Below are 16647 nucleotides of genomic sequence, written 5' to 3'. Positions count from 1 at the left end.
CTGATTGGTGCATCCATGTCGGATCAGTCGAACGTTTTCAAACAGACGATTCAACAGAACCTCGGTCCTGTTTTAAAGTACCTCGATGATCCGGGTGTATCCGAAATTCTTGTTAACGGTCCTCATGAAATTTTCGTAGAGCGCAAAGGTAAACTCGAGAAGGTGGCTGAAAAGTTTCCGACGGAGGATGATTTGCGCGCGGCTGTGAACTCCATTGCCCAATCAGTGGGCCGTCGTATCAATGACGAGAATCCACGACTGGATGCGCGTTTGCCGGATGGTTCGCGTATTGCGGCGGTGATTCCGCCGATGTCACGCAAGGGAACGACGCTGTCGATTCGTAAATTTACGAGCACGAAAATCACTTTCAACGATTACATTAAAATGGGCACAATCTCAGAGGACGGCGCGCGCTTTTTGGATATCGCGATGTTTCTGGGAAAAAACATTATCGTGAGTGGTGGTACGGGCTCCGGTAAGACGACGTTATTGTCGTTGTTGTGTTCGCGCATTCCCAAGGGTCAGCGTGTGTTGATCATCGAAGACTCGTCAGAGTTGCAGGTCGATTATGAACACTTGGTGATGTTTGAGACCCGCATGGCCGATGCCCAGGGCAAAGGCGAAGTGAGTATCAAGGACCTGGTGAAGAGTGCTCTGCGTTTGCGTCCGGATCGCATCATCGTCGGGGAGGTTCGCTCGGGCGAAGCTCTGGAACTTTTGAATGCGATGAACACGGGTCACAAGGGTTGTATGGGGACGGTTCACGCCAACTCGCCGGAAGATGCGATTGTCCGTTTGGAAGCATTGGCTCAGGGCGGGGACGGCAAGATCAGCGAGCGCGCTTTGCGCCAGCAGGTCTCATCGGCCATTGATTTGATCGTGCAAATCTCCCGTTACGGTGATGGCTCGCGTCGAATTGGAGCAATAAGTGAAGTCCGTGGTTTCCTGCCAGATGGTTCATATGACGTAGTGCCTATCTTTGAATTAGGTCGTTTGGTGCGCCGTCCCGACGGAGCGCTCGAGGGCAAACTCGAGTCCACGGGCAACGTCCCAACGTTTATGGACGAAATAATCGATAACAAGCTCCCTTTCCCAAAATCCAAGTTCCAAAAAGCAGCCTAATCCGCCTTCGCGAAAGCTTCGGCGGACAAGTCCGCGCGAATTCACGACGCGTCGCGCGTCCAAAAGGCGCCAGCCGGTTTTTGGATGCGCACTGCGCCAGTGAGTTTTGGTATAATATAGTTATTTCAATGGCTTTGCTTTTGGGCTAAGACTTTTTCGTGCACTTTAGTTGTAAGATTTCCAACTCAGTTTTGACGGTTCTAGAAGAGCAGGGTGAAGACCTTACGCCGCTCTATGAACAAGTTCATTTGTCAGTTGAACTGTTGCGAGATTCTTCTTACTGGATCAGCGCTCCGGACATGGAGCAATTCCTTGAAATGTGTTTGCGACTTCCGCTCAAAAAAGATTGTGATGTGCTGACTCGTGCCGGACACAACGGACCGGAACTTCGTGCGTGGGGAGTGCTCGACAGCGTTCTGCGCATGATGCCTCGTCCGCAGGAAATCTTTAATCAGCCTGAACAGTTTTTGTCGTATTTCATTTCTCCAAAACCACCGATCGACAATCTTCGTAAAGACGAAGTCAGCATCTCTTTCGATTTGCCACTTCCGGCGGAGCAGTATCCGTTGGTGACGACTTACTTGAAGGCAGCGTTTGAGTCGTTGCCAGTTTATGTCGGTCAACCCTTGGCGAAGTGCGAATGGTCCGGCATTACATTGAAATTAAGCTGGGCAACTCAGCAGCAGACAATCTTCACGGAAAACGAAACTGTCGGTCATCAGGTGAGTCCTGATTTGTTCCAAAGTTTGTTGAACGATTTGCAGCGCACTCAGCGCGAGCGCGAGGATCTGCAAAAATACGTTGGCGATCTTGAGGACAAGATTCGTAATTTCGAAAAACAAAGACAGCAGCAGGCGGCACAAGCTGAAGCTGTGGATGTCGCTGACAGCCGTGGCTCACTGATTCCTCACGAAGGGGCACTGTCAAACCTAAGCTTCGACGTGGAGTCCCCGGCGTATTCGTTGAATCAAAATCTGGCCCGTATGCATGACTACATGGTGCGCGCTCAGCAATTGATCACTATGCTTGCTTCCCAAGGGAAAACAAATCCTGCAGTGAAGGAAGCCATGAGACGTGTGGATTGGGAATTCGTAAAAACCGAATACCCACGCACCGTTTTCAATTCCATGGAACTAGTAAAAAAAATGAACTCTAAGCATTCCGAGAAAGAAGGTACTCATCATGTCTGAAATCATCAGTGTCGTAGCTCGTGAAATTCTTGATAGCCGTGGTAATCCAACGGTTGAAGTTGAAATCGGCACAGCGGATGGCAACATCGGTCGCGCCGCAGTTCCATCAGGTGCATCCACTGGTGCCCATGAAGCTTGTGAGCTTCGTGATGGCGACAAAAACCGTTACGGCGGTAAAGGCGTTTTCAAAGCCGTGGATAACATCCGTGAAAAAATCGCTCCAGAAATTCTGGGCCTTCAAGCGACTGAACAAGTTTACCTTGATAAAGTTCTTCGTGAAATCGACGGAACTGAAAACAAAACCAATCTTGGTGCGAACGCGATCCTGGGTGTTTCATTGGCTGCTGCGAAAGCCGCTGCTGCTGACGTAAATCTTCCATTGTACCGTTACATCGGTGGCTCCCAAGCTTGCCGCTTGCCGGTTCCTTTGATGAACGTATTGAACGGTGGCGCGCACGCGAACAATGGTCTTGATATTCAGGAATTCATGATTGTTCCAACAGTGAACAACTCATACGCTGAGTCTCTTCGTGCGGGTGCTGAAATCTTCCACGCTCTTAAAAAGATCCTGGGCAAAAAAGGTTTGACGACAGCAGTGGGTGACGAAGGTGGTTTCGCTCCGAAGTTGGGCAGCAATCAAGAAGCTTTGGACTTGATCATGAACGCGATCGTTGATGCTGGTTATGATCCAGGTCAAAACGTGTTCTTGGGCTTGGACGTTGCTGCAACTGAAATGTACAAAGACGGCAAATACCAGTTCGATGGCAGCTTGATCACGCCAAATGAACTTTTGAAAGTGTACCAAGGCTGGGCAGAGAAATACCCATTGATCACTATCGAAGACGGCTTCTCTGAAGACGACTGGGATTCATGGGTGAATGTCACTGCAGCTATGGGCAACCAAATGCAATTGGTGGGTGACGATTTGTTCGTAACTAATCCTAAACGTTTGCGTATGGGTCTGGAGAAAAAAGCTGCGAATGCATTGCTGGTGAAAGTAAACCAAATCGGTACTTTGACTGAAACTTTCGAAGCTGTGAGCTTGGCTCAAAGAAACAAATACAAAACTGTGATGTCTCACCGCTCTGGTGAAACAGAAGACACATTCATTGCAGATCTAGCGGTAGCCTTGGGTTGCCAACAAATCAAAACCGGAAGCTTGTGCCGTTCTGAGCGTATCGCTAAATACAACCAGTTGCTAAGAATCGAAGAAGATCTAGGCGGTATGGGAGTATACTGGGATAAAGCCGCCTTCCGCTAAAAGGTACGCCGTACCTTTTTGAAATGCGATGCAAAACCAGAATAAAAAAAGCCACTCGAAGGAGTGGCTTTTTTTATTTGGTGAATTAACCAGCAATCATTTCAGCGATTGCAGTCCCATTCCCTCGCCAGCGAAGCGAGCGAGGTCAAAGGACGCCCAAAATTCTACCGAGAACTCGGGCCACTCCCCAAGGCCGACAGGCAGTGGACAGAAGGACCAACGATCTGGACTACCCAGCTACCCAAAGCAAATTTAGACTTTTTGTATGTCTTATAGTCGTTTTGCCGTAGGTCTTCGCCGTTTACTAAATCACCCTGGAAGAGTTGCATTTATCTGCATGATTATCTTCGGGGTTTCTATCGTATTGAATGGCAATCTATGGCGCCTATGGGGTTTGCATCGTGATTTTGACAGAATTAATGTCGAAATTAATGATAGCAAAAAAGCCACAGTGGAACTTACAGCACAGTTGAAGCAAGCCAAAGATCCAGCTTTTATTGAGCGACAAGCCAGAGACAAATTAGACCTAGCTGGCGAGCACGATTTAGTTTTCGTTTTTCCTGAACAGTAGAGTAACGCGAGTAGTTATTTGATGTCGCTCCGGTATACTAGCAATAGTATCTCAGCTCTAAATACTTTTTATTTAAAAGTAATACCGGGGGGTTACCCTTATGATCGAAAATCAAAATGAATGGAATAGAGACAGTCTTCGTGCGCTTCGCCTTCGTCTTGGCTGGAGTCGCTCGGACATGGCTCGCAGACTAAAGTGTGCTTTGACAGACATTGAAACATGGGAAGAAGGCAACGGAGAGTTGTTGTTCAACCCGCAAATCAAAGGCGAATTGGCCTTGATCAACCGTCAAGCTGACGAGGCTTCTGACGAAGTTCGCTTCACACCTGCCTGTGAGAATGAGTGCGATAAAAATGCACTTTCTCAAGTGGATTTCTCTCGCGTCAAAGCGGATCTAGAGTAATCGAATAATCGACAATCCAACTCTCCCGTTGTAGGTTTTTTAATCTGCAAAACCGGGAGAGTTCTATGAAAAAAATCTACCTTATTGATGTCAGCTCGATGTTCTTTCGCGCCTTCTTCGCGATCCGACAACTGACATCCCCAAAGGGAATGCCCGTCAACGCCATCTACGGTTTTATCTCCATGATCACAAAGCTCATGAAGGAAGAAAAACCCGAGTACATGGTGTTTTGTTATGACCGCAAAGAGCCTTCATTCAGACACGAAATGTACGATGACTACAAAGCGCATCGCACGGAAATGCCCGAAGACCTGGCGGTGCAGATTCCTTACATCAAACAGCTGGCAGATATTATGGGAATTCCTGCGTTGGAGATTCTAAGTTATGAGGCCGATGACATCATTGGAACTCTGACAAAGGTTGGTAAAAAGAACGGCGTTGAAGTCGTCATCGTCAGTGGTGATAAAGACTTCGGTCAATTGATTGAAGACGGCGTGATTCTTTACGACACAATGAAGGATCATCGCTATAACTCCCAAGGCGTTTTTGAAAAATGGGGAGTACGTCCTGATCAATTCATCGACTACCTAGCCATCGTTGGAGACACATCCGATAACATCCCGGGTGTTAAGGGCGTTGGTGAAAAAGGTGCGATCAAACTTTTAGAACAATTCACTCACCTTGAGGACATCTACGAAAATATCGATAAAGTCGAAAGCAAAAGCGTTCGCCAAAAATTGATTGATGCCAAAGAGATGGCTATTTTGAGTAAAAAACTTGTGACCATCGCGACTGAAATCCCGGTGGATCATAACATCGAGTCCTATCGTCTGCGTCCACGCAAGGATGAGGAACTTCGTGCTTACTTGCGCGAGTTCAATTTCAAAACCTTCGAAAAAAACCTGTTTGGCGAGGCTGGCGGAGCAGCACCGTCAGCCGCTCCGATGACTTCTGCGGAAGCCGGCAAAGCATACTACTCGGCCGCAGCGAAACCAGCTGCCGCTCCAGATGCATTGGCAACTCCCATGCTGGCGGATCATCAGACCAAAGAGTTCAATGAAAAGACGTTATCCACAAAAGAACTCGCAGGAATGTTTGCCGAAGGACAGCCACTATGGGGTTTCCATGATGCCCGTGGCGTTTTCATTGGTACTGACAATGACATCATTTCAGTTTCAGATTCTGAATTCCTGGGTAAGTTGACCGATACCTTCAAAGTGCAATGGAAAGGCTACGATCTTAAGGATTTGTGGCACAAAATTGGTGCTAAGAATCCAAGCGCGGACTGGGATTCCATGCTGGCGGCTTACGTATTGAAAGCAGCCGATGCTTCTGATTTTTCAAAAATTTATGAAAAACACATGGGTGAAGCCCTTCCAGAAATGGCAACACCTTCCCAGTTGTACAATGCTCAATTGCACCTGGCGAAAACTTTGGACAAAAAACTTCACGAGCTTCACGGTGAAAAAGTTTATCGTGAACTGGAATTGCCGTTGGTGAAAGTTCTATTGGCCATGGAAAACCTGGGCATTCGTATCGACACCGATCTATTGCATAACCTAAGCAAAGAGCTTGAAGGCGAAATCGCAGTTCTTGAAAAACAAATCCACGAACTTGCAGGGGAGTCCTTCAATGTAGGCAGCCCGAAACAATTGGGCGTGATCCTGTTTGAAAAACTGGGCTTGCCCGCAGGTAAGAAAACCAAAACAGGTTACTCCACAGGGGAAGATGTTCTGGAAGGCCTGGATCATCCGATTGCAAAACAGGTTTTACAATGGCGTGAACTTTCAAAACTAAAATCCACCTACGTGGATGCTTTACCTGTGATGGTTCAAGAAAAAGATGGTCGTGTTCATACCAGCTTCAACCAAGCCCTAACCACGACGGGACGCCTTTCCAGCACGTCGCCAAATTTACAGAACATTCCCATCCGCACTCAGCGCGGTCAGTTGGTTCGTAAAGCCTTCATTGCAAATCCAAGAATGAAGTTACTGTCGGTGGACTACTCGCAGATCGAACTAAGAATTTTGGCCCATATTTCTGAAGATCCAAATCTATGCAAAGCCTTCGCCGAAGACTTGGACATCCATGCTGCGACAGCGGCAGAGATTTTCAACATTCCACTTAGCGAAGTAAACGCAGAACACCGTCGTACAGCAAAGGCCGTGAACTTTGGTATCGCGTACGGACAGGGTGCATTCGGTCTGGCTGAAACTTTGGGGATTTCCAGAACCGAAGGTAAGGATATTATCGATCGTTATTTCACACGCTTTAAAAACGTTCGTGACTATATCGAAAATACGGTCAAGATCGCCCATGAAAAAGGTTACGTGGAAACTTTGTTCGGTCGCAGACGTTACATCGATGAACTTCAATCCGGAAACGCCATGCTGAAAAAATTCGGCGAACGCGCCGCCATCAATGCCCCGATTCAGGGAACAGCCAGTGACCTGGTTAAAAAAGCCATGATCGAAGTCCATAAGACAGTGCCAGTGCGCATGCTATTGCAGGTGCATGACGAATTGATCTTCGAAGATTTCGCAGACAACCTGGAGAAAATCACTCCGCAGTTGGTGAGCATCATGGAAAACGTAGCGCAGCTGCGCGTTCCTCTAAAGGTGAACTACTCCATCGGCAACAACTGGGACGAAGCCCACTAAATTGGCCTTGGCCGGTTATTTGTTTGCTTTAAGGCTGTATGCGAGACGCCAAGAGCGAGGCGGAAGAAGTCGAAAAGCCTTCGACATAGTTATCAAGAAAATCGAAGGCTTTGAGAGTTTGATCCAGAAAGTATAGCTATTGGGTTTCCCAGCCCACCACGCGGCCGCCTTCGAAGTATACGAAGCGGACTTCTTTGCGATAGCCCGAGGAAGTGGATGTCTGGCGTTCATAGCGCCAGCGTTCGTTTCTGTATAGGGGATTGCCCGACACATCGATGCCCACGGGCTCGCCCCAGGATTTTTTAACATACTCCTGCGGCATACCGATCGCGATGTCCTGGGTTTCAACCAAGCCTTTCATTTCGGCTTTTGGTGCTGTTGAGCGACTCCAGATTTTATTCTTATTGATCCAAGCTTGGCGGCCTTCGATGGAAGGAATGGACAGGAATTCCATTTTTTCGGCATCGGATTCCAGCCAAGGCAGGATGCGGGAATATTGTTCTTTTTCTTTGTTGGAGTGAAGCTTGCGCTCCATTTGGCGGACTGTTGTGCGATCTTGGATGTCCTGAATGTCACTGGCATTCAAGTTCCCTGGATCCTTGCCTAATTCATAAGCTGTTTGGCGGGCTGAACGATCGCGCATGATGTCCCGGGAATCCTGGGTGTAGTCAGAGGATCCATAGCCGCTGGAGGCGGATCTTTGCAAATTTGTACAAGCTGACAATGAAAGGCCCAAAACAGACACTGCAAACAATACTTTCATGCGTGAACTCCTAAGGTTTCATTGTAGGGGATAAGGGCCTGATTATAAATTGTTCTTGCGAGAGTTTTGGTTCTTTTCTTACAATCGTCTTGGGAGCATTTATTGGCAGACAATGAAAACAAGACTAAAGTAGAGGCTCAGAAACCTGAGGGGGCTCCAGAGGAAGAAAGTTCAGAAGAACTTTTATCTTTGGATTCCTTGGATTCTATTTTGGAAAAAGAAGATCCGGAATTTGCCAAGTCGTTGCAGACGATCGGTCCGGATGATCCCTCGAATCCCATTGTCATTGAAGAATCCGATCTGGAGTACAAGCTTGCTGATGAAGTGAAGTATTGGGAACGGCAGGATGGCTGGCGTAAAAAGCTGGTGAAGTTTTTGCCATTCATCCCGCGCATTAGTTACTTCATTCGCTTGCAGCACATGGCACTGCGCTTGAGCTGGCGCAAATTCAAAGAACAGGCAATTCAGTTCTTAAAAAATCTGGGACCGAATCTGAAGCAGGGGATCGGAAATCTGATCGCGGGTTTGAAATCCTGGATTGGCAATCTGGTCACGACGATTAAAGGCTTTTCGGTTGTTCAAAAGATCGGTTTGGCGTTTCTGGTGGTGGCAACCGGTGTGGGCGGAGTGGTTCTTTATAAGATAGCCACGAACAAGCTGATTCCGGCTCATGAAGAATTATTTTTGCCGACACTCGAGGAGTGGGCGGATAAGAAAGAGATTTATCAGGCCGATCAAGTGGAGCCATTTTACGACTCCACTCGTGTCGCTCAGAATATTTTTAGCACGCAGCGAATTTTTGCCAACGTTAGGAAATCCTCACAGTCAGGCCCGAACCCGATGGCCGCTCTGGAGTTTTTCGTAGAGGGCACGGATGCAGATGTGGTCGTTGAGATCAAAGACCGCGAGCCTGAAGTGAAGGATTTGTTTTTAAGGACAGTTGAAGAGTTTACTTATGATCAACTGTCCTCGGCCGAAGGCAAACAGATGTTGTGCGAAAGACTTCGCAAAGAAATCAATAAGATCCTGACCAAAGGCAAAGTGCGCAGGATCTTCTTTAAAACGGCTGTGATTAAGCCTTAAAGTTATCAATCTGAATATTGTAGTACTTCAGGCGGTCATGCAAAGTCGATTTTGGCATGCCCAAGTCAGCAGCTGTTCGACGTTGATTACCGCGATTCGCCGTCAGACGTTTAATGATCATCTGTCTTTCGATCTCTTTGATCACGGGAATATCATTGCTGACTTCAGCTTCGGCCGGCGTTAGCAGGGTTTTATCCAGCAGCTTTTCGATGTGCTTTTCCTCGATGTGTTCGCGCGGATAAAGGGCTGCGGTTCTGCTGACCAGGTTTTTTAACTCACGAATATTTCCCGGCCATGGATGTTTTTTTAGACGGACAATGGCTCCGTGGGAAAAGCGCACCCGCATTTTCTTCGCAAACGTATATAGCAAGTCATCAAAGTCCTCCATGCGGTTTACCAACGCCGGCGGTGTGACGGTGACGACATTCAGACGGAAATAAAGATCTGAACGGAAAGCGCCCTGACGGATTTTTTCAGGAAGACTTTGGTGAGTGGCGGCAATGATGCGCACGTCTGTTTTGATATTCTTATCGGCACCGACTGGGCGGATTTCGCCGTTTTCCAAGGCGCGCAAAAGTTTTGCCTGCAGCGAATAAGACAAATCACCGATTTCATCCAAAAACAAAGTACCTCCGCGAGCGGCCTCAAAGGCACCTTTACGGTCAGAGATAGCGCCGGTGAAGCTGCCCTTCACGTGACCAAACAATTCACTTTCGATCAGGGTTTCACTCAAGGCACTGCAATTCACGCTTAGAAAATTGGCGTTTTTGCGAGCGCTGGCATTGTGCAATGCTTGGGCAATAATGTCTTTGCCGGTGCCTGATGGTCCAAGAATCAAAACCGGAAACTCGGTGTCGGCAACATTGCGCAGACTTTGTAGTTCTTCATTCCAAACTTCGTTTCGGCTTTTAAGTGGGAATTCAGAAGTTGTTTGAGAGGATTCAAAGGTAAAGAAAAGTTCCTGAGTGCCAGCGCGGATAAGATCGCCCTCCTGAAGGATGGCTTCCATGATACGGGCATTGTTAACATAGGTTCCTTGAGTGCTGCGCAGATCGCGAATGTAATAGGTTTGTTCGCGGCGTTCGATACGGAAGTGTCTTTCGGCGACGTCGTCACCGTGGATTTGGATCTGACATTGAGCGTCTTTGCCGATCGTCAGAAATTCGCTGACTTGATAAGTTTTCGGGTTTTCACCCATCAGTTTTAGAAAAGCTTGATTCATATTGGTTATCTCCTTGGCAGCAGTCCAAAAGCAAGGGTGTTGCCACCGTCAGCTCGAATTAAAACGACTCTCATGGCAATTTGGGACTTATAATGTACTGAGCCTAAGATCTCAGTCTTAGAATTGAGAATTGAGAAACTCCTTAAGAATTGGTAGCCTACGTTATGCCAAAACAGATCAGATTCATTAAAAGTGCAGTTGTCGAAAAGGACTACCCAGTCCATTCTCTTCCTGAAGTAGCCATTGCAGGCCGATCCAACGCCGGAAAAAGTTCCTTCATCAATGGTCTTGCGACCAATAAGATCGCCAAAGTCAGTTCCACGCCGGGTAAAACTCGCCTGTTGAATTTCTTTGATGTCGCGGCAACTTTTGTTTTGGTGGATATGCCAGGATATGGATTTGCGGCGCGCTCAGGTGATGAGATTCGCGACTGGCATAAAATGATCGAGACTTACCTCTCTGCTCGTGAAAGTCTGGCGGGATTGATTCTGGTAATGGATATTCGCAGATCCTGGTCCGAGGACGAAGAGCTTCTTCGTCGCTTCTCTGAAACTCAGGGCTTTCCTTTGGCAGTGGTTTTGACAAAGGCTGATAAAATGTCCCGTTCGCAAATGCTTCAGGCGATTGCCAAGCTAAAAAAAGAAACCGGGTTAAGTGCCGTGTTTGGAACTTCGGCGATTAAGAAAACCGGCCAGGAAGATGTCGAAGACTATATCTATAAGAACTGGATCAAATAAATGAAAATCGTCGGTGTCATTCCAGCACGATTTGCCTCGACACGTTTTCCGGGAAAGCCACTGGCGATGCTGCAAGGGCGTCCTATGATTCAATGGACCATCGAAGGTGCCCGAAAATCCAAACTGCTGACCGATCTGATTGTCGCAACAGATGATGAGTTGATCAAAGGTGCTGCCGAGGACGTGGGTGCAAAGGTCGTAATGACCGACAGCCATCTTCCATCAGGCAGCGATCGTATTCATGCAGCCATCAAAGGTATCGATTGCGATGTCGTGGTTAATATCCAGGGTGACGAGCCATTGGTGACAGGCGAACTGATTGATCGTCTGGCTCAGGTGTTTGTCGATGAACCAAAGATGGACATGGCAACATTGGCTCATCCTATTTCTGAAGAAGAATTGCAGAACCCGAACTCTGTCAAAGTCGTGATGAACATCAACGATGAAGCCTTGTACTTCAGTCGCTTTCCAATGCCGTACTCCCGCATGAAGGCGAATGAGATGGGCGACTATTCAGGATGTCTGAAACATATCGGAATGTATGCTTACTCCAAAGAGTTTCTGAAAGAGTTCTGTGAGGCTCCGCAAGCATTGATAGAGCGTGCGGAAAGTCTGGAGCAATTGCGTGCCCTTTATTTGGGCGCAAAAATCAAAGTCGTACGTGTAAAAGAAGCCAGCATCGGGGTGGATACTCCCGAGGATCTGGAAAAGTTGGAAAAAATTTTAAGTCAGAGGAAATAATGGCAAAAAAATCAAATACCAAATCAACAGCTGTGAAAGCGACCAAGAAAACTGTCGCGACCACAAAAGTTTCAACTGCGAAATCCACTAAAACTTCACTGAAGCAAAAATTCATTTTTGTTACGGGCGGGGTGGTTTCCTCCATCGGTAAGGGTCTTACTGCGGCAAGCTTGGGTGCTTTGCTGGAGGCTCGTGGACACAAAGTCACAATCATGAAATTCGATCCGTACTTAAATGTGGATCCAGGCACAATGTCTCCGTTTCAACACGGAGAAGTCTATGTGACTGAAGATGGCGCAGAAACGGATTTGGATTTGGGTCACTACGAGCGATTTACATCTGCTGTGATGAATCGCTCCAACTCTGTTTCAACAGGTCAGATCTATGATACGGTTATCGCACGCGAACGCCGTGGTGACTATCTGGGTGGAACTGTGCAGGTGATTCCGCACATCACAGAAGAAATCAAAGCGCGCATTTATGAAGCTGCTCAAGGCAGTGAAGTTATTCTGGTTGAAATCGGCGGGACAGTGGGGGATATCGAATCCCAACCATTCCTTGAAGCCATTCGACAAATGCGCATCGATGTGGGGATGGAAAACTCTGTCCTGGTTCACGTGACCTACGTTCCTTACATTGCGGCGGCTGGTGAGTTGAAGTCCAAGCCGACTCAGCACTCGGTCAAAGAACTTCGTATGCTCGGCCTGCAGCCGGATTTCCTGGTTTGTCGCAGTGAAAAACATATTGATGATAACCTTAAAGGTAAAATCGCTTTGTTCTGTTCGGTACAGCCAAATCATGTAGTGGCTGCTCAGGACAGTCGTTTCATTTATGAAGTGCCGTTGGCATTGCACAATGAGAAACTGGATGAGTTGATCGTTAGCCGCCTTGGGTTGAAACCTCAGCGTTTGAATCTAAAGGGCTGGCAGAATCTTGTGAATGTTTTATCCAAGCCGGATGAAACAGTGAAGATCGGTGTTGTTGGTAAGTACGTCGAGCTGAAAGAAGCTTACAAATCCCTGCATGAAGCTTTGGTTCATGGTGGTGTTGCCAATAAATCCCGCGTGGAAATCATTTATGTCGACTCTGAAAAAGTAACGGATAAGACGGTGAATTCTTTGTTGGGCAAAGTGGATGGAATCCTGGTTCCGGGTGGTTTCGGTACCCGCGGAGTTGAAGGTAAAATCACGGCCATTAAGTTTGCCCGTGAAAAACGCGTTCCTTTCTTTGGTATTTGTTTTGGTATGCAGCTGGCGGCGATTGAGTTTGCACGCAACGTGTGCGGAATCAAAGATGCAACCAGCCGTGAGTTCCATGCCGAGGGCAAGCGCAATGGCAATTTCGTGATCGACTCCATGGTCGAACAACGTGGCCTGGTGAATAAGGGCGGAACAATGCGCTTGGGGGCTTACCCATGTACAATCGCACCAAATACCAAGGCAGCCCAAGTCTATAAAACTGCAAATATAACGGAACGCCACCGTCATCGTTTTGAGTACAATAATAAGTTTAAAGCACTCTTTGAAAAGAACGGCATGATTGCTTCCGGTATATGTAAAGAACGCGATCTGGTTGAAGTTGTCGAGCTTCCGGACCATCCTTGGTTCGTGGCCGTGCAATACCACCCTGAGTTCAAGTCCAAACCACTTGAACCACATCCGTTGTTTGTCCACTTTGTGAAAGCCAGTTTGAAGAATAAGTAGGAATTGATTATGTCGAAATTAATCGAGCAAGCACTACAGGTTTTGGATGTTGAAGCACAGGCGATTCTGGCGTTGAAACCCCGAATCGGAGCTGATTTTGAACAGGTTGTGAAGCTTATCACTTCCTGCAAGGGCAAACTTGTTGTCACTGGTATGGGCAAGTCCGGCCAAATTGCGCGCAAACTGGCGAGCACATTCTCGTCGACAGGAACACCGTCCGTGTTCCTGCATCCCGCGGAAAGTAATCACGGTGATTTGGGTATGGTGACCAATGACGATGTGATCATGGCTTTATCCTATGGCGGGGAGTCTCCGGAATTTTCAGGAATTCTGAGCTTTGTCGCTCGTAAGGGAATTCCCTTGATTGCTCTGACAGGCAAGCCGTCTTCGTCTCTAGCGAAAGCGGCCCAGGTTACTTTGAATGTGGAAGTGTCTTCGGAAGCCTGCCCTTTGGGGTTGGCTCCAACTGCAAGTAGCACAGCGACCTTGGCGATGGGTGATGCTGTTGCCATGGCTGTGATGGCCGAAAAAGGAGTCAGCTCTGCTGACTTTGCGGAATTCCATCCGGGTGGCAGTCTGGGGTATCGTCTTCTGACCCGAGTTAAAGATGTTATGCACTCCGGGGAGGCGTTGCCGACAGTGGGGTTGTATGCTCCATTAAAAGAAGTGTTTTCAATCATGACCCATAAAGATGTTCGCGGTGCCGCCGGCGTCGTGGACGAGAAGGGTGATTTGGTCGGGGTTATAACCGATGGTCAAATCCGCCGACGTTTGGAGAAGTCCAACGATCCATTTACGGGGCAGGCTAAGGATCTGATGACCACAAGTCCAAGAACCATTGATAAGAACGAGCTCGCTGAAAAAGCACTCTTTGTGATGGAGCAGTTCCAGATCAATATGCTCTTTGTCCTGGATAAAGAGGCGTCGCAACCCCATAAACCGGTGGGCATCCTCCATGTTCAAGACCTTTTGAAGGCGCGTGTACGCTAAATAAACGGGGTTTCAGACAGAGACCCTTGTCTTATTTTCTATTGGTTTTCATTTAAATCCATGCGAGGTGACTTTTTCCCATGGGGCCGTTAAACCCTTGAGTAAGAGGCATTGTTTGGCTGTAAAATTCAGAGAATTACCCCCATTTGCGATTTCATTGGTCTTGCACCTTGCGGTGTTTGCGGGGTTGTCTATTGGTGCCTTGAAAACTCAAAATCCGGCGCCATTTGGTTTCTACAAAAAAGGCGGTCCGGTTGTGGTGGAGTTTGAATCTGCCCCGACGCAAGCGACGTCAGTCAAAAAGATCGCCACTCCCAAGCTTTCCGATGATGGGGAAGTCGCTATTGCTCAAAAGAAAAAGCAACATCTCGAAGTGACACCTCCGCCTGAATCTGCTGGAGCAAAAACTTTGGGACATGCTGATGGAAATCTGACTTCAGGTCCGTTAGGTGAAGCCACAGGCAATCGAAATGCTTCCATCAAAGAGCGCTACTTGTATGAGCTTCGCGTGTTGATTGAAGGCCGTAAGATTTATCCGGTCACATCCAAAAGACTGCGCGAAACAGGCCGGGTGCTTGTGGAGTTTATCGTTGAAAAAGACGGCACGATCACGGCCGTGGAAGTGAAGCAGGGCACGGCTTTCAACAGATTGAACGAAGCTGCAAAAAGTTTGATTGCCGGCATAGGAAAGTACAAGCCTCTGCCTGCTGAATTTGCAACATCATCCACCAAGCTTGAAATTCCGATCGAATACTCTTTGCAGTAAATCAAAAACACGACTGTCCGTTAACATTCACATTTGAATGGTCCAGTTAGAAAAAAGGAAACACACTTTACCTCAGGTTTGTTGTTACCTTTAACTACTTTCTCTTCGAGTTGATATCATTCCCGACCAAATACCAGTGGGACAAAAGTCTTGTATCAGGGTGCGACACTTGCCCCCTTTGTAATAATTTCCCACAATGATTTCGTGGCAATAGAAATATCAAAACTCAAAAATATCAAGATGTTGGTGCTCGATGTCGACGGCGTCATGACTGACACGCGAATCTGGTTTGAAAACGGCGAGTGGCGCCGTTTTTATTCTATTCGTGATGGCGTTGGCATCAAACGATTGACAGAAGCGGGTTACAAGATCGCGGTCATCACAGGTACCAAGGCGGAAGATGTGCGTGCGCGCGTTAAGTCGCTTGGCATTCAGTATTTCTATGAAGGTGCTCTCGACAAAGAGCCTTCTTTCTTACAGCTGCAAAAGGATTCCGGCATTTCACCAAATGAAATGGCGTATGTGGGGGACGACATATTCGATATCCCACTTTTGCAGGCAGTTTCCTTCGGCGCCACAGTTCCAGAAGCAGTAGATGAAGTAATTGAGATTGCAGATTACGTGACGAAGCGGCCCGGTGGCTGTGGAGCAGTTCGTGAAGTTTGTGATTACATTTTTAAATATGGGGCCTTTTCCTCAGGTAGGTAGTTCATGCTAAAGAATGGTTTGAAAGCCTTGATCATCATTGGTGCAGCTTTGTTACTGCATAAAACGGCATTCGCTGCCGAGTTGGTCGAGTTGCCAGTAGAAGAGCTGGCAAAGGAATCCGTACTCCCGGTTTTTGATAAATCGGTGAGCGTTAAAAACCGCCGTGTAGTCACAGCAGGCCGCATTGACGTGAATGCGTTTTATGGGCTGGGACTGACTGAACCGATTTACGACGTCAGTAAGTTTGGATTCTCGGCTTACTATAACTGGAACGAGGAAAACGCGATCGGTATTCTTTTCTCCAAGAATGCGACGGGTGTCTCCAGTTATGCGACTCAGCTCCAGGGTCAATTCAATCTGAACTACGACCAGGCTCCAAAACCTGAAATGACTTTGATGGCTGACTATAACATCAAGGTTTTCTACGGAAAAATGAGTCTGACCAAATCATTGGTTATCAACACCATGCTTTTTGGCTCGGGCGCCCTGGGGATGGTTAAGTTTGAAACTAAAGCAAATCCGGCGTTGGCATTGGGCATGGGACAAAAGTTTTTCTTCAATCCCAGCTGGGCCCTTCGCTTTGATTTGCGTCTTTATATGAATCAAGCGCCGATTCCATTCAATTCCGGATTGAACGGCGGCGGAACAGTTTCAAATGATAGTTTTAAAGAGCGTCTTACCTACACCACAAACCTCGATGTCGGTTTGTCTTACCTGTTTTAAGCGA

The 16647-nt window shown here is 47.5% G+C and carries 16 protein-coding genes; 14 read left to right on the top strand and 2 right to left on the bottom strand.

Annotation, left to right across the window (positions count from 1 at the left end):
- The first annotated feature begins 15 nt into the window (after positions 1-15).
- The 6 genes from ACLVWR_RS03070 to polA all read left to right on the top strand — a co-directional run bounded on the left by ACLVWR_RS03070 (position 16) and on the right by polA (position 7207).
- Positions 16-1122, top strand: a complete 1107-nt coding sequence (locus tag ACLVWR_RS03070) for a CpaF family protein (protein ID WP_413582463.1) — start codon at positions 16-18, stop codon at positions 1120-1122.
- A 158-nt stretch (positions 1123-1280) separates the two neighbouring features.
- A complete protein-coding gene (locus tag ACLVWR_RS03065) occupies positions 1281-2312 on the top strand; it encodes a hypothetical protein (RefSeq protein ID WP_413582462.1) in 1032 nt (343 codons plus the stop codon).
- On the top strand, positions 2305-3573 hold the full coding sequence (eno, locus tag ACLVWR_RS03060) for a phosphopyruvate hydratase (protein ID WP_413582461.1): 1269 nt from the start codon (positions 2305-2307) through the stop codon (positions 3571-3573). Before ACLVWR_RS03065 ends, eno begins: the two co-directional genes overlap by 8 nt.
- Before the next feature lie 265 nt (positions 3574-3838).
- Positions 3839-4144 (top strand): septum formation initiator family protein, encoded by a 306-nt coding sequence (locus ACLVWR_RS03055; protein WP_413582460.1) that lies wholly within the window; start codon positions 3839-3841, stop codon positions 4142-4144.
- Positions 4145-4244: 100 nt separating this feature from the next.
- Positions 4245-4547, top strand: a complete 303-nt coding sequence (locus ACLVWR_RS03050) for an XRE family transcriptional regulator (RefSeq protein WP_340596199.1) — start codon at positions 4245-4247, stop codon at positions 4545-4547.
- A 65-nt stretch (positions 4548-4612) separates the two neighbouring features.
- On the top strand, positions 4613-7207 hold the full coding sequence (polA, locus tag ACLVWR_RS03045) for a DNA polymerase I (protein ID WP_413582459.1): 2595 nt from the start codon (positions 4613-4615) through the stop codon (positions 7205-7207).
- A gap of 136 nt (positions 7208-7343) precedes the next feature.
- Here the strand turns inward: polA and ACLVWR_RS03040 are convergent, their stop codons facing one another.
- Entirely contained in the window at positions 7344-7970 is a 627-nt protein-coding gene (locus tag ACLVWR_RS03040; protein ID WP_413582458.1) for a hypothetical protein, read from the bottom strand.
- A gap of 102 nt (positions 7971-8072) precedes the next feature.
- On the opposite strand from ACLVWR_RS03040, the gene fliL reads away from it, so the two are divergent.
- Positions 8073-9053 carry a flagellar basal body-associated protein FliL gene (fliL, locus tag ACLVWR_RS03035; protein ID WP_413582457.1) on the top strand — a complete coding sequence of 327 codons (981 nt, stop codon included), beginning with the start codon at positions 8073-8075 and terminating at the stop codon, positions 9051-9053.
- Here fliL and ACLVWR_RS03030 read toward each other — a convergent pair.
- Positions 9043-10275, bottom strand: a complete 1233-nt coding sequence (locus tag ACLVWR_RS03030; protein ID WP_340596206.1) for a sigma 54-interacting transcriptional regulator — start codon at positions 10273-10275, stop codon at positions 9043-9045. The two genes, fliL and ACLVWR_RS03030, sit on opposite strands and share 11 nt — an antisense overlap.
- Before the next feature lie 164 nt (positions 10276-10439).
- On the opposite strand from ACLVWR_RS03030, the gene yihA reads away from it, so the two are divergent.
- The 7 genes from yihA (at position 10440) to ACLVWR_RS02995 (ending at position 16643) form a co-directional block, all read left to right on the top strand.
- A complete protein-coding gene (yihA, locus tag ACLVWR_RS03025) occupies positions 10440-11012 on the top strand; it encodes a ribosome biogenesis GTP-binding protein YihA/YsxC (protein WP_413582456.1) in 573 nt (190 codons plus the stop codon).
- A complete protein-coding gene (gene kdsB, locus ACLVWR_RS03020) occupies positions 11013-11753 on the top strand; it encodes a 3-deoxy-manno-octulosonate cytidylyltransferase (RefSeq protein WP_413582455.1) in 741 nt (246 codons plus the stop codon).
- 98 nt (positions 11754-11851) lie between these two features.
- Entirely contained in the window at positions 11852-13456 is a 1605-nt protein-coding gene (locus tag ACLVWR_RS03015) for a CTP synthase (RefSeq protein ID WP_413583472.1), read from the top strand.
- 9 nt (positions 13457-13465) lie between these two features.
- Entirely contained in the window at positions 13466-14446 is a 981-nt protein-coding gene (locus ACLVWR_RS03010) for a KpsF/GutQ family sugar-phosphate isomerase (protein WP_413582454.1), read from the top strand.
- Between the two features lie 115 nt (positions 14447-14561).
- Entirely contained in the window at positions 14562-15212 is a 651-nt protein-coding gene (locus ACLVWR_RS03005; protein WP_413582453.1) for a TonB family protein, read from the top strand.
- Positions 15213-15416: 204 nt separating this feature from the next.
- Complete coding sequence (locus tag ACLVWR_RS03000; RefSeq protein ID WP_340596212.1) at positions 15417-15920, top strand: HAD-IIIA family hydrolase; 504 nt, start codon at positions 15417-15419, stop codon at positions 15918-15920.
- A 3-nt stretch (positions 15921-15923) separates the two neighbouring features.
- Positions 15924-16643, top strand: a complete 720-nt coding sequence (locus tag ACLVWR_RS02995) for an outer membrane beta-barrel domain-containing protein (protein WP_413582452.1) — start codon at positions 15924-15926, stop codon at positions 16641-16643.
- The last annotated feature ends 4 nt before the right edge of the window (positions 16644-16647 follow it).

This window comes from Bdellovibrio sp. HCB288, assembly GCF_047305935.1.
Classification (GTDB): Bacteria; Bdellovibrionota; Bdellovibrionia; order Bdellovibrionales; family Bdellovibrionaceae; genus Bdellovibrio.
Note: the sequence above shows the minus strand (reverse complement) of the source record. Positions and strands in the feature narration are given on the sequence as shown.